Source organism: Terriglobia bacterium, from assembly GCA_020073085.1.
In the GTDB taxonomy this organism is placed as follows: Bacteria; Acidobacteriota; Terriglobia; order JAIQFV01; family JAIQFV01; genus JAIQFV01.
In genome coordinates, this window is sequence record JAIQFV010000009.1 from 88,972 (window position 1) to 103,173 (window position 14,202).

Here is a 14,202-nt window from a genome sequence, read left to right on the forward strand (position 1 = left end):
TGTGACAGCGCAAAATCATACCCCCGTGATAACGCAAATGTCCCCCATCCCCCATCCCTGAATGGGATGCCTTCAAAAGCCCAGGGTTGCGTTCTGTGCAACCCTGGGTACCGGAGCCTTTATTAATTTAAATTAACAGAGAACAATGGGATCAAGCTGCTCGGAGGTGGGGGAACTCGTAGCGTAGCGCTTCTTGGATTTCCGACTCTGCCCTGCCATAGTCTTCCGCTAGTACTTCAATCGAGTCGCCGGCATGGAATCGTTCTGCTATGACAGCTGTGGAAATACCCGTGCCAACGAGGGTTTACCAAAAGAAATCATGGGGTCAATCACCACGATCTTGGGGTCCTCGGAGAGTTTCCCAAGTCTCAATTTTCTCGTGAAGGGATAGAGGCGTTGGGCAAGGCCGGCCTCGTCACGCTCCACACGTCTGAGATAAGCCTTGATGATCTCCCTCATGGCAAACTGGCCTTTTTGGGAAACGTTGATGAGACGGTCGGATTCCTGGATGAACAGATTTAAGCCATCCGTTTGAAACCACGGCTCAGCCAACGGATGCTCATATTTGGATTTTTCCATCAGGTATTCGATAGCAGACCTGACGTTCTTCAGAGGAACCCGATGGATTTGACGGATCGCATCCAAAACATGCGCTTCTACAAGGTTTATAAACGAGAGCAGGGGAAGAGCTTTATCTGGCAATGATAATACTGGTTTAAAATGCTTCCTTCCCTTCCGAGTGGGATAGTATCTGCCTCCCACCCAGGGACGGAGTGTTGCCAAAGGGATTCCCAAATAATGACCTGCTTCGGCAGTCCCGTAGGACGGGATCTCACGGGGATCCAGGCCGTCGTAGATGGCAAAATTCCTTGCTTTTGAAATGGATCCTGCCATCGGTCGCCACCCCCCGAAGAGACTTCTGCTACAGAGCCGCAAGCGTTACAGTCGATTTCGAGCGCAGATTATCCAATCTGTAGGATTCTGGCATATCCACAGGTCTTTCACAGGCGAATGTCCTGTGAATTCCACTCTTATGCACCAAGAATGATTGATGGAGTGTGAACCCAATTGAATATTCCGCCAATCTTTATGCTGGGAATTGTCGAATGTCGCAGCCTGACCCCAGTTGTTCTGCAATCTTGGCAAATGCTTTGACGAGGAGCCCCAATAACCTGCTTTCCTCCTGAGGCGGCGGTGACCCAACTCCGTAGGAGTGGCATAGTTATAGACCGGCCTGCTTTCTCTTCCGCTTCGGTTGAACCCCGTCAGGGGTGACATCTGAGCTGCTATGCTCATCCACGAAGAGAGATCCATTCTCAAATCTGGGGGGAGGAGGGCTGGTTCGCAGCCCCTATGCCACCCCTGACGGGGTTCAACCCAGAATGAAGAGAAGCAGTCGGGGAAGGCTATAAAGATACCACTCCTACGGAGTTGGGGTAGGACCCATTCAAAATGAACGCGTGTCGGCTGCGAAGGCGGGGGGCGGGCGCGATCGAGCGTGTTATCAGCGCCGCCTGATCAACCGTTTTTACTGGCAAGAAATTTTCTGCGAGCTGCGTTGGCGCCTTTATCTATATAAGTCTCAGGGGCGTCTGAAAAATATTCAACTTTTGCAAATTAGCCCTGTCCAGTTCTGGCTTGTCCAGATTAGGATTAGGGCCGAATAGATGCGACTGTCTGTATCCTGCAGCTTTGCCAACCCCTCCACCGACTGGGTGGTCCGGGTCATTTGGTTGCGGCGAGCGCGGAATCGACGGTCCTGTGTGAATTCAGGGAAGAGCCCCCACCGGGCACAGAGCACCCGGCGTGGCTACCAAGGCTCTGGGAATCGCAACCGTCGGCTGAAATGCGCGTGGCAGCGATGCCAAACTTATCTGTACTCAACTGTGGTTGTCCTCAAAGCTTCCTTGACCTATAAACATTTCCAATTTCTCCCCTAACCAATGCCCATCGACCCCAGTCTAATGAATCGGATGGAAGGGAATGATGCTGCTGCCGTGGCTCAGGTGTTGGCCGGCGATGAGGGTGCCTACCGCATGCTCGTCGAACGGCACAGCCGCAGTATCTTCCGCCTGGCTTATCGCATGACGGCCAATGAACAAGACGCCGAGGACGTGGTTCAGGAAACGTTTCTTCGCGCCTACCGGCAGCTGAAGCGGTTTGAGTCACGGTCCAACTTCGGCACCTGGCTGTATCGTATCGCGGTGAATTGTTCACTGGACCTCATCCGAAAACGACGGCGGCACGACGACCACCCGTCGGAGCCTTCCTCCGAGGAAGAAACCATGTATCAACTGAGGGACGAACGCCCCACACCGGATCGAGTCGTTTTGGGCGGCGAAATACAGAGGAAAGTGAACGCTGTGCTGTCAACCCTTGGCCCCAAAGAGAGGGCCGCCTTCTCGCTGAGGCACTTTGAGGGGATGAGCATTGAAGAAATAGGCCTGGTGTTGGGGGTTCGTCCGAGTGCGATCAAGAACAGCATTTTCCGGGCCGTCCAAAAGCTGCGGCGCGAATTACAACCCGTGGTTCATTTGACTCCATGAAACATCTAACGGAAGAACAACTCATCCTTCATTACTACCGGGACTTGGCCGATACCGCAGCCGTTGAGGCGCACCTGGCACTGTGTGATGAATGCCGTCGCCATCACGAGGATCTGCGGGCCACCCTGGATACGGTGGAAGCGCCCAGCCTTCCGCAGCGATCGGAAAGCTATGGAACGGAGGTATGGACACGCCTTCGACCTCGTCTGGAAAAACCTCCCCGCATGGACTGGATGGTGCTCCTTCAGTCGCGCCGTCTGGTTGCGCTCGGAACCGTCGCCGCACTCGTCGTTGTCGCATTCCTGGCCGGTCGATTCTGGCCAAGACCGGAAGTGTCCCCGCCTCAGGTCATCTCAGCGAAAGCGCAGGACCGGATTTTCCTCCTGGCGGTCGGTGAACACCTGGACCGTTCGCAAAGGGTGCTGCTGGAACTGTTGAATACCCCATCGGATGAACCGGTGAATATCACTGCCGAACAGCAACGGGTCGAAGATCTGGTCGCCGCGAACCGCATCTACCGCCAGACGGCGACCCGCGCGGGAGAGCCGGGAATCGCCAATGTTCTGGATGATTTGGAGCGGGTCCTGCTCGAAATTGCCCGCGGCCCCTCGGAGTTGTCGGCCGCCGATCTCAAGGAAGTCCGGCAACGGATTGAAAACCAGGGAATTCTTTTCAAGGTACGAGTGACCGACTCGACCGTGCACGAGCGGGAGCGCATAAGCGTGCCGGGAGCAGGAACCGTCACGGGAAAAATTTGACATGGGGGCCCACATGAAAAAAGTCAATGGGATCGTCATAAGCATCATCACCTTACTGGTCGCTTCAGCACTCATGGCCTCACAGGGAATACCGGGAAATTCTAATCCGATCGTGCATCGGGTGATTCCGTCTGCATCCGCGGGGGTCCGGGGCGTTGAACAGTTGGCGGTAGTGCCGGTTGATACTTCCGCCGTCGACCGGGACGTTTATGGTGACGAACAAGATATTAAGGAACAGAAGAAAACTAAGCGGACTGAAGAAGAAAAGGAGGTGCAAAAAGAGACGAAGAGGGAAATTACCCGCACTCGAGACCAAGAGGAAGCCCTCTATGACCGCGGAACACAGGCTTTGGACCAGGGCCACTGGGATCGAGCTGTTGAAATCTTTGGTCAAGTGGTTGAACTTCATGCCCGACATACTGATGGTGCGTTGTACTGGAAGGCCTATGCCCAGAATAAGCTGGGTCAGAGAACGGAAGCCCTGGCGGCGCTGGCCGAGTTAAACAAGTCTTTTCCGCAAAGCCGCTGGATTAATGATGCCAAGGCCCTGGAAGTGGAAATCCGATCGCAGGCGGGCCGGCCAGTCTCTCCTGCCAACGAGGGAGATGAAGACCTCAAACTCATGGCCATCAACGGATTGTTGAACAGCAACCCGGACCAGGCCATTCCGCTTCTGGAGAAGATTCTCACCGGCAACCAACCTCCCAGGATCAAAGAAAGAGCCCTTTTTGTGCTGAGCCAGAGCGGTTCCCCCAAGGCGCGGGAAATCATCGGTCAGGTCGCCCGGGGACAGTCCAACCCCGATTTGCAGCGAAAGGCGGTCCAGTACCTGGGATTGTTCGGCGGAAAGGAGAGCCACAAGCTGCTGTCTGACATTTATGCCTCCAGTTCAGATGTCTCCTTAAAGAAAACGATCCTCCGCAGCTTCATGACCTCGGGGGAACGCGGATTTCTCTTGGAGGCGGCCAAGAGGGAGAAGAATCCGGATCTGCGCCTCGAAGCCATACGCCAACTGGGCGTGATGGGGGGCCAGACTGAATTGTGGGAGATCTATCAGGCCGAGCCTTCAGTCGAGGTCAAAGAACAGATCCTCCACTCCATGTTTGTCGGAGGAAGTTCGGACAAGCTGCTCGAAATCGCCCGAAATGAGAAAGACCCGAAACTCCGACGGGCCGCCATCCACAGCCTGGGGCTCATGGGCGGAAAGAAGACCGGTGAAGCATTAGTGTCAATTTACACCAGCGAGCGGGATCCGGAAATACGAAAAGCGGTGATCCAGGGATTGTTTGTACAAGGCAACGCCAAAGCGTTAGTTGAGCTGGCCCGCAAGGAAACCGACCCCGCGATGAAGAAGCAGATCGTTCAACAGCTCTCGGTCATGGGTTCAAAAGAGGCCACTGATTACTTGATGGAAATCATAAACAAGTGAAACGCAGGCAGGGCGATCCACTCTAGCGGGTCGCCTTGCATTTAGGCACTTATCAACAGCATTTGTGCCGTCAAGGATAAGGAGATTTGCCATTCGGAAGCCAGGAATACAGGAAGGTAAAAACCTTCAATCTGACATGAACCTAATCATCCCACACCGGCGGGCTTCCCATCGACAACCCTCTGGCTTCCTGGTTTCCTAATAGAATCTGGTTTTGGTTCCGGCTCGTCCGGCCTTGAAAGTTAATAATTCTTTACCAGCGCCGAGGAGGTGTATGTTGAAGAATGCGAGAACCTGCTCTCTCTGGGTAAGCGCGATCTCCCTGATGGTGGTAACGACCTCCCTTGCCCAAGTCCCCCACTTCACCAATGCCCGCGTCCAGACTCTCTCTGCGAGCACCGGTTTGGAACGCGAATTTCGAGCGCTTCTCCGCCGTCAGGCAGAACCTGCCTGGGCGGGTTACACCGTCCCGATGATCCCGGGCGGCGGGACCATGTGTTGTTATGAGTCCAACTCGGATTTCCGCTCCTCAGGGGCCTGTGGCCGATGTCAGCTTGAGGATCACGCGGAAAGTTTCAGCACTCCGAAAGATGGTTCCAAGAGTGTTAAGCTGGAATCTCCGGAACTTTTGATCGTTCTGTTTCGTCTAAAGGACAAGAACATTCAGAAGATACGATTTTTCTCACAGGAGTGTGAGCTGGATGCGGGTGGATTGCCTGTTTACTGGTTGACTGAAGTTCGACCCTCCGAGAGCGTTGCATGGCTCTCTACCTATGCGACAGACCGGTCATCCGGGGAGGAGGAACAATCCAGGCACCTTCGGAATTCGGCGGTCGCCGCCATTGCACTCCATGCCGATGAGGCTGCGGACCGGGCGCTCAGTGAGTTTGTCGCGCCCGCTCAGCCGGAAGCGCTGCGAAGAGACGCTGTTTTCTGGCTGGGAAGTGCTCGAGGAAAGCGTGGTTTTGAAGTTGTCCAACACATCGTCCATGAAGACCCTAGCGAAAAGGTCCGGGAGCACGCCTTGATTGCGTTGTCAATCAGCAAGGAACCGCAAGCGGTGGACACCATGATCGAAGTGGCGCACCAGGACGGCAACTCTCACGTCCGGGGCCAGGCATTGTTCTGGCTCGCGCACAAGGCGGGCCAAAAGGCCGTTGGCGCCATCACGGATGCCATCGAAAAGGACCCGGAAACCGAAGTGAAGCGTCGTGCTGTCTTTGCCTTGAGCCAGCTCCCCAAGGATGAGGGGGTTCCCAAACTCATTGAAGTCGCCCGGACGAACCGCAATCCTGCAGTTCGCAAACAGGCCATCTTCTGGCTGGGCCAGTCGAAAGACCCAAGGGCTTTGGCGTTTTTTGAAGAAATCTTATTGCATTGAGAAGAGTTGTCAGTTCTCAGTTGTCAGTGAGGAGCTGCCACACTCATTTGATTCTATTTACGGCCGCTGTAATAGAACCAACGTCATAAAAACCATGACTCTTCTTGCGCGTTTTTCAAAGCTGATGGCTGAAAGCTGACAGGCTGAAGTTCAACTCTAACATCTCGCAACTGACAACTGAGAACTGGCAACTGGGAACTGAGAACTGAATTCTGGCAACTTCAGTCTAGAAATCATGAATGCATTCTTCAAAGACCTCCGCTTCGGCATTCGCGTGCTGGTGAAAAGCCCGGGATTCACAGCCATCGCTGTGATCACCCTCGCTCTCGGCATTGGGGCCAATTGCGCCATCTTTAGCGCCGCTAACGCCATCCTCCGCTCTCTCCCAGTCCGGGATCCGGATCGATTGATCTGGGTTTGGGATGGTCAACCTCAGCTGAAGCAGGCGCCCGCCTCCTATACGGATTTCGTGGACTGGCGGAACATGAACCTTGTTCTTGAAGAGATGTCCGCAGGCCGCGGCGCCAACTTCAACCTGACCGGGACCGGTGATCCCGAGCGTCTCCCGGGGTTCAAATATCAGGTGTCGCGTGTCAGGAGACAGGATGCTGGGGTTTTAGGACACTTGCGACTGAGGTCAGAGGCCAGAAGACTGAAGTCAGGAATCGGAAGACAGAAGTCAAAAGGTACAGGCTGGAAGTCGGATGAATCAAAAACCATTCTCTAATTTTTCGCTTCTTGCACCCAGACACCCGACACCTGGCACCCGACACCTTTGCGTATAAGGAGAAAACTATGCTATCAACCCATTCACTCAAGTCTATGCTTCTCATCATTGCATCACTGCTTCTCGCAACAATCCAGGCGATGGCTTTGGGAGCAGACCCGCAAGATCGGAGTTTGAACTGCAACGACCAGTGGAAAAACGGCCGGCTGGCGACCTTCTGCGAAATGAGGGAGCAGACCATTCCGGCGGCTCGAGGGACGCTCTCCGTGGATGGCCGGATGAACGGGGGGATTGGTATCAAAGGATGGGATCGGAATGAAATCCTTGTTCGCGCCCAGGTCCAGGCGTCCGCCTCTACCGACACAGCGGCCCGCGACTTGGCCAAACAGGTTCGGATCGAAACGGGCGGAGGACAGATTCGGGCCGAGGGCCCTTCCCAAGACCATGACCGGAATTGGTCCGTCAGCTATGAAATCTTTGTACCCCGACAGTCCGATCTCTCCCTCAAGACCCACAATGGCGGCATCGGCATCGCCGAGGTCAGCGGCCACATCGATTTCTCAGCGCTCAATGGTGGCGTTTCTTTGAAGCGCCTGGGAGGAACGGTCAAAGGCAGCACTACCAACGGGGGTCTCTCCATTGATCTCGCGGGGAGCCGATGGGAAGGCGAGGGGCTGGACGTCAGGACCACCAATGGCGGGGTCTCCATGTCGGTTCCGGAGAACTATTCAGCCCAGTTGGAAACGGGTACGGTGAACGGGGGCCTGGATATCGGATTCCCCGTCACCGTACAGGGTAAGTTGAACAAAGAGCTTTCTGTAACACTGGGCTCCGGCGGCCCGTTGATCCGCGCCATGACTACCAATGGAGGAGTCCGGGTTCATCGGAAGAGCTGAAGAGCAGGGTTCAGGTGCCGGGGGTCAGGTGTCGGGTGCCAGGTGTCAGAGGAGCGTTGGGCCAATGAACGCCCGTGAAGGCAACTGAGCCCGCAATGCCCAATCGGGGAGGGCGATGTAACTCCCAAACCCTCACCGAGCACTCTCTGCCATAAGCTGCCGCTCGTTAGGTTTTCGCCTTCCTAAGGCTCCTAAATAGGCCAGCCAGCATACGTCCTACCTCCGCTGTCAGGTTAAGGAGCGGCTCCACGGAATTCATTGGCACATATGATAGTCGAGACGCCAGCACTAGGTGTGTTTCCAATTCCATCAGGGAACCATTTGCCACCGAAAGATGATGTAGATAGTCTCCCAAATGTTCACGACCATGTCCTTCTGCAATGTTTGCTGGGACAGAAACAGCTGAACGCTGGATCTGACACGTTAAGCCATACATTTCTCTTCTTGGCAAGAGTTGAGTCAACTTATAGCTTTCGACGACAAGGTCCATTAACTTTTGCCAGACAACGAGGTCTCTAAAACTACGAACGGACATGGGCGCCTTCATTTCCGGGGGAAGGGTTTTACAAGAACCTATGATAATTTCAAACAATACACCAATTATGAGATTCTGCCACCCTATAACCAGCCCCTGACACCCGGCACCCGACACCTGGCACCTGACATCTGGAATTCTCATCAATGTAAATTTTGGTTGCAGCGACTGAAGAGCCATAGCATCATGTACACCCTATGCGGATCGGAATGCTGGCTCCTATTTCAAATCGGATACCTCCCCGGCAATTTGGCCCGTGGGAACGCGTGATTTCTCTTCTGACGGAAGGGTTGGTTGAATACGGACTGGATGTCACTCTGTTCGCAACCGCAGATTCGCTTACCCGGGCCCGGCTCCACAGCGTTTGCCCTCGTCCACTCTCGGAGGATTCCACCCTGGACCCACGGGTGTGGGAATCCCTGCACCTGGCCGCCGCCTTCGAACGGGCGTCGGAATTCGACCTGATTCACAACTTTGCAGATTTCGCCCCCCTTGCTTACTGCAATCTCGTCAAGACACCCATCCTGACCACACTGTACAAGTCGGCATCGAAGCAGAATTTACCCGTCTATGAGAAATACAACGGCCGGACCCGTTACATAGCCATTAGCAAGGCGGATCTGAAACCTCAGCTCAATTATCTTGCCACGATCTATCATGGCATAGCGCCGGAGGAGTTCACCTTCCAGCGTGAACCGGGCGACTATTTCCTGTGCTTCGGGCGCATCCACCCCGAAAAGGGGACCGCTGAAGCGATTCAGGTCGCTCGGCGCGCCAGACAGCGGCTGGTCATCGCGGGGGTGATTGACGATATGGAATATTTTAAGCAGGAGGTCGCACCCCAAGTGGATGGAGAACACATTCAATATCTCGGGGCCGTGGGACCGGAACGCCGCAACGAACTGCTCGGTGGCGCGTGCGCCCTGCTCCACTTGGTCAAATTCGACGAGCCCTTTGGCTTCAGCGTAATTGAAGCCATGGCGTGCGGCACTCCGGTGATTGCCTGTGGCCGGGGTTCAGTCCCTGAATTGATCCTCCACGAGGAAACCGGTTTCATCGTCAGCTCAATCCCTGAGGCCGTGGCCGCGCTGGAATCGGTCCGCAAGTTGGACCGTGAACAGGTTCGTCTTCATGTCGAACAGAACTTCAGCCGCGACCGGATGGTCGATGAATACATCCGCGTTTATATGGAAGCGTTAAGCAAGGAAGGCAAGGCGGCCACGGTCCCCCCCCAGGCGATCGCAGTGAAGGACGATCCGGTGGTGGCGGAAAATATTCCGGTTGCCGTGGCGGGCGAACCTGCCGTGGGCGCGGTCGACGTCGCCGCTGAGGTACCACGGTTTTTCACCGAATCAGCGTTTGCTCCGACGACCTCCTCCAGTCAGGATCAATCCTCTTCGGGCAGTTTTACCGTTATCGAGGAAGGCACCGGGTACAAAGTCAGGCGCATCGAATTGCTGCCCGGCAAGCAATTGAGTTGCCGGAGGCATGCCCAGCGATCGGAGCAGTGGACGATCGTCCAGGGTCTTGGAAAAGTGCGGATTGACGGGGACGAGCGGCTTGTTCGCGTCGGTCAGAAGATCAATGTCCCCGTGGGTGTAGCCCACAGCATGGAGAACTTTGGAGAACAACTGCTGGTCTTTATTGAAACCCAACGCGGCCCCTACCTGGGAGAAGATGATATCGAACAACTGCAGGATGACGTTGGGATAGTTCCCTAGACACCTTGAAGGCTCGCCTGATTTCCATCCTCAAAATTGGGATGCGCTGATGCCGCACATCAATGTCAATGGAGCCCGGTTGTACTACGAGCAGCATGGGGCGGGTCCGGAAACCATTCTTTTTGCTCACGGCCTGCTCATGAGCGGACGCATGTTCGACCGCCAGGTCGATGCCCTGAAGGATCGCTATCGATGCATCACCTTTGACTTTCGCGGACAGGGGCAGAGTGAAGTTACCGCGTCGGGGTATGACATGGACACGCTTACCGCGGATGCGGCCGCGCTCATCCGGTCATTAGGTTGCGCGCCCTGCCATTTTCTGGGCCTGTCCATGGGCGGATTCGTCGGGATGCGGCTGGCGATTCACTCTCCCGAACTCATCAGATCGTTGATGCTTCTTGAGACCACCGCGGACCCGGAACCGAAGGAGAACGTCGGCAGGTATCGCCGGATGAACTTCGTGGCCCGATGGATTAGTCTCTCGCTCGTCGCAGCGCCGGTCATGAAGATCATGTTCGGGAGGAAATTCCTGGAGGATCCGTCCCGCGCTGCGCTCCGCGCCGACCTTCGCCGGCGTGTTCTCACCAATCATCGGGTCGGGATCTCCCGCGCGGTCATGGGAGTCATTACGCGTCAGGGCGTCGACGAGCAACTGGACCGGATCAAGACCCCCACCCTTATTCTGGTCGGCGATCAGGATGTCGCGACCGGACCGGCCAAGGCGGAACGGTTGCATTCACGGATCCGCGGCTCAAGGCTTCAAATCATCCCGGGCGCAGGTCACAGCTCGAGTCTTGAAGAACCCGAGGCTGTGAACGCGGCTGTCACCGAATTCCTGAACGGCCTGCACTGAGGACGCCCCCCCACTTCAACACTTCTCTGAACAGCCGCGAGCAGGAAGGTACGGCTCTCTTGCCTGGCAATTCTTCGCGCGTTCTCGGCGCCTGCTGTGCGCCGTCTCAGCGGTATGCCTTTCCAAGCACAATGGACTCAAGAACGGTCCCATCTCATGCCGACTGCAAAAGCCGTGCCGCCTCTTCCAGCGAATTTGACTCCCGGAGCTTTGCCAGCTCTGCCGGAGATTCCTGAACCTTCTCGAGGGCATTGAAGAACCGATCCAGAAGATCGCCGCTGTAACTGGGAAGCAAAAAGATGTGCGTGTGCGGAATCCTCTTGCCGCGCGCATAGAGCAGGACAAAATCGGGGGAGAAGGCCTTCATGATCTTGTTGGCGACAACCCGCGCCATTTGGAAGAGGCTTGCCGTCTCGTCTTCATTCAACTCGTGCCACCACTGCACATGCCGTTTCGAAATGACCAGGCAGTGGCCCTGGGTATGGGGCTGAATGTCGAGAAGGGCGATGGAGAGTTTGTCCTCCGCGATGCGATAGGCGGGGGCAGTCCCGGCAACGATCTTACAGAAAGCGCAATCCAGATTGGTTTCCATCGCCATACGATAGCAGGTTTTTTCTGGGGTTCCAATGAGATGGAAGGTGCCAGGAACGAGGTGTCAGGTGCCAGGTGTCGGGTGTCAGGGGGCCGAGACACGGTAGCTGGAGTGTTTGAACAGATGCGACCGAGGTCAGAAGCCAGAAGTCAGAAAGATCAGACACAGTTCATTTGAGTTTCGGATCCTGCCACCTGACACCCGACACCTGGTACCCGACACCTCGTTCCGGCATCCTGACACCCGACACCTGGCACCCCACACCTCTTCCCTACTCCTCCCTCAACGCCGCGACCGGATCGATCCTTGCGGCCCGGCGCGCGGGGACGAGGCATGCAACAACCCCGACCAAGCTGAGAACACCGGTCACTGACGCCAGGACGACGGGATTCAAGGGCCGCACCCCATAGAGCACGCTCTGCACATATCGTCCCAGCGCCACTGTTCCCGCAATTCCCAGCACAAAACCAACAATGAGAATTAAAATTCCTTCTTGAAGAATCAGCTTGAAGATTCTCTCGGTCGTTCCTCCCAGTGCCATGCGTATCCCGATCTCTTTCGTGCGAAGGGTGACGGTATAAGCGAGCATCCCATAAATCCCGACGGCAGCCAGCACCAGGGCAACGAGGCCGAATCCCATCGACAGCAGCATGGGAGACTTGCGGGTAACGAGGGATTCCTCGAGGCGTTCATCCATGGTATGCACGTCGTAAATCGGAATCTCGGCATCCAGCCCAAAAATGGCGTTTCGGACCGCGGAGATCAGGCTGTTGGGGTTGCCCGCGGTGAGGATCGCAAGGGTTATCACCGACTGCGGGGCTTGTGAGTCGGGGAAGAAGTAAGCACCCACGCGTTCATCCGGATCAACCAGCGCCCGTTGTTTGGAGCTCTTTACGACACCCACCACGGTATACCACTTGACATCTTTGCCGGGTTGAACGAGGTCCTCGGCCCTCGAAGGTTGCCACATCCGCTTCCCGATGGGACTGCTGTTGGGCCAAAACTTGTGGGCCAGCCGGTCGTCAACGATGACGACGCGGGGAGATTTTTCATTGTCCCGCTCGTCGAAGTAGCGCCCGTCTAGCAAAGGAATCCGCATCGCCTCGAAGTAACCGGGCGTCACCTCGATCTGGCTGGGGGAGACCAACGACTCACCTGGCCTCATCGAATACCCCTCGGCCAGGATCACACTGTCGTTGGAGTTGTCTCCAAAAGGAATCGAATCGGTGGCGCCGGCCGCCGACACCCCCGGCAAGGCGCGTATTTTTTCAAGCGCCTGACCAGTGAAGGCCCGAAGCTCGTTATCGCCTTTGTATCGCGCCTTCGGCATTCCAATCGAAGCGGTCAATACACCTTGAGGAACAAAGCCGGGTTTGACGGCGAGCACCTGCCGGAAGCTGGCCAGAAGCAGACCGGCGCCGATGAGCAGGAGGAGCGCGAACGCGACCTGTGCCACCACCAATGTCTTTCGCAGAAGGCGGGCGCCGCGGCTGCTCGTTCCTGTCCGTCCTTCACCCCGGAATAGGGTGTTGAGATCCGTCCGGAAGGCATGGGTAATGGGAATGGCGCCGACGGCAAAGCCCACCAGTAGGCTCAAACCGAGGATGAAGAAGACCACTTTGATGTCCATCGCGATCTCGCTGCCCCGGGGAATGTGATTGAGTCCCAGGGTGCCAAACACACGGAGTCCCCAGTACCCCAGGACTAATCCAAACAGCGCGCTGATCAGGGTCATCAACACGCTCTCCGTCATCAATTGCCGGGCGACCCGCCAGGGGCTCGCCCCCATGGCAAAGCGCGTGGCCAGTTCTTTCACGCGGGCACTGGATCGTGCCAGGGCGAGATTCGCGATGTTAACGGCTCCGATCAAAAGGACGAAAAGCACACCGCCCCAGAGCAGATAGAGTGTGCTCTTGATGTCCCCCACAACGTTGTCCCGAAGAGGCACGACCACGGTGTGGAACCCCGCGTTAATAAGAAGTTGTTTGAATTCAGGAAAGCGATCGAGGTTCGCAGTGTTCAGGGCATTGACCTGGGCTTGTGCCTGTTCGAGGGTCGCCCCCGGCTTCAAACGGCCGATCATGTCCCAGCTGTTGCTGTGCCGCCCCTCTTTCGCCTCGGCCGTAAAAGCCAGCGGCCTCCACAGACGAACTTCAGGATCCAAATACCGAAAATCCTTCGGCATGACACCCACGATGGTGTACGGATTGCCGTAAATTCGCAGATCTCTGCCTAGAATGGATCGGTCGCCACCGTAGAGTTCCTGCCATAGGGGATAACTCAGGATGACTCGGCGCTCGTTACCGATCTCGCCCTCCTCAGGGGCAAAAATGCGGCCCAGCGTCGGCTTCGAACGCAGCAGGCGGAAGAACGACGGGGTCACGTTCAGGCACTTGGCCCGTTGGACCGAGCCCTTTTCACCCAGCGTCACCCCGGAATCGTTGTACATGGCAATTTCTTCAAACACGGTGACATCGCGGAGACGATCATAGTAGTCGGCCGCCCCGTTGCTCGATTTCTTCACGCCCACATTGGGATAGCTGTTGTACAGCGCCAGGAGGCGGCTCGCTTCCGGCACCGGCAGCGGCTTCAAAATCACCGAATGGATGACACTGAAGATGGCCGCATTGGCGGCAATGCATAGCGTTAACGTTGCAATCGCCGTAATCGCAACACCCTTGTCCTTCCACAGCAGTCTCACTCCAAACCTGATGTCTTGAAGAAAAGATTCCATCATCTATGGCAGTCCTTTCAGTCGAAATCC

General features: G+C 56.0%; 11 protein-coding genes and 1 pseudogene. 8 read left to right on the forward strand and 4 right to left on the reverse strand.

Annotated elements, in window-relative coordinates; translation table 11 throughout:
- Window positions 1-151: 151 nt before the first annotated feature.
- Window positions 152-894: pseudogene (locus LAO21_11215) on the reverse strand (DUF433 domain-containing protein).
- Between the two features lie 1,079 nt (window positions 895-1,973).
- Here LAO21_11215 and LAO21_11220 point away from each other — a divergent pair.
- The 6 genes from LAO21_11220 to LAO21_11245 all read left to right on the forward strand — a co-directional run bounded on the left by LAO21_11220 (window position 1,974) and on the right by LAO21_11245 (window position 7,737).
- Window positions 1,974-2,546 (forward strand): sigma-70 family RNA polymerase sigma factor, encoded by a 573-nt coding sequence (locus tag LAO21_11220; GenBank protein MBZ5553281.1) that lies wholly within the window; start codon window positions 1,974-1,976, stop codon window positions 2,544-2,546.
- Complete coding sequence (locus tag LAO21_11225) at window positions 2,543-3,304, forward strand: hypothetical protein (GenBank protein MBZ5553282.1); 762 nt, start codon at window positions 2,543-2,545, stop codon at window positions 3,302-3,304. Before LAO21_11220 ends, LAO21_11225 begins: the two co-directional genes overlap by 4 nt.
- Window positions 3,305-3,317: 13 nt before the next feature.
- Window positions 3,318-4,733, forward strand: coding sequence for a HEAT repeat domain-containing protein (locus LAO21_11230; protein MBZ5553283.1), 1,416 nt, complete (start codon window positions 3,318-3,320; stop codon window positions 4,731-4,733).
- A 274-nt stretch (window positions 4,734-5,007) separates the two neighbouring features.
- On the forward strand, window positions 5,008-6,114 hold the full coding sequence (locus LAO21_11235; protein ID MBZ5553284.1) for a HEAT repeat domain-containing protein: 1,107 nt from the start codon (window positions 5,008-5,010) through the stop codon (window positions 6,112-6,114).
- Window positions 6,115-6,349: 235 nt separating this feature from the next.
- The gene (locus LAO21_11240) at window positions 6,350-6,841 is read left to right on the forward strand and encodes a hypothetical protein (protein ID MBZ5553285.1); all 492 of its coding nucleotides are present in this window, start codon (window positions 6,350-6,352) and stop codon (window positions 6,839-6,841) included.
- Window positions 6,842-6,909: 68 nt separating this feature from the next.
- Entirely contained in the window at window positions 6,910-7,737 is an 828-nt protein-coding gene (locus LAO21_11245) for a DUF4097 domain-containing protein (protein MBZ5553286.1), read from the forward strand.
- 166 nt (window positions 7,738-7,903) lie between these two features.
- Here LAO21_11245 and LAO21_11250 read toward each other — a convergent pair whose 3' ends face one another.
- Window positions 7,904-8,272, reverse strand: coding sequence for a four helix bundle protein (locus LAO21_11250; GenBank protein MBZ5553287.1), 369 nt, complete (start codon window positions 8,270-8,272; stop codon window positions 7,904-7,906).
- A 197-nt stretch (window positions 8,273-8,469) separates the two neighbouring features.
- On the opposite strand from LAO21_11250, the gene LAO21_11255 reads away from it, so the two are divergent.
- The gene (locus LAO21_11255) at window positions 8,470-9,993 is read left to right on the forward strand and encodes a glycosyltransferase (GenBank protein ID MBZ5553288.1); all 1,524 of its coding nucleotides are present in this window, start codon (window positions 8,470-8,472) and stop codon (window positions 9,991-9,993) included.
- Between the two features lie 49 nt (window positions 9,994-10,042).
- Window positions 10,043-10,846, forward strand: coding sequence for an alpha/beta hydrolase (locus LAO21_11260; protein ID MBZ5553289.1), 804 nt, complete (start codon window positions 10,043-10,045; stop codon window positions 10,844-10,846).
- A 154-nt stretch (window positions 10,847-11,000) separates the two neighbouring features.
- Here the strand turns inward: LAO21_11260 and LAO21_11265 are convergent, their stop codons facing one another.
- On the reverse strand, window positions 11,001-11,444 hold the full coding sequence (locus LAO21_11265) for an HIT family protein (protein MBZ5553290.1): 444 nt from the start codon (window positions 11,442-11,444) through the stop codon (window positions 11,001-11,003).
- A gap of 265 nt (window positions 11,445-11,709) precedes the next feature.
- Entirely contained in the window at window positions 11,710-14,175 is a 2,466-nt protein-coding gene (locus LAO21_11270; protein ID MBZ5553291.1) for an ABC transporter permease, read from the reverse strand.
- Window positions 14,176-14,202: the final 27 nt, after the last annotated feature.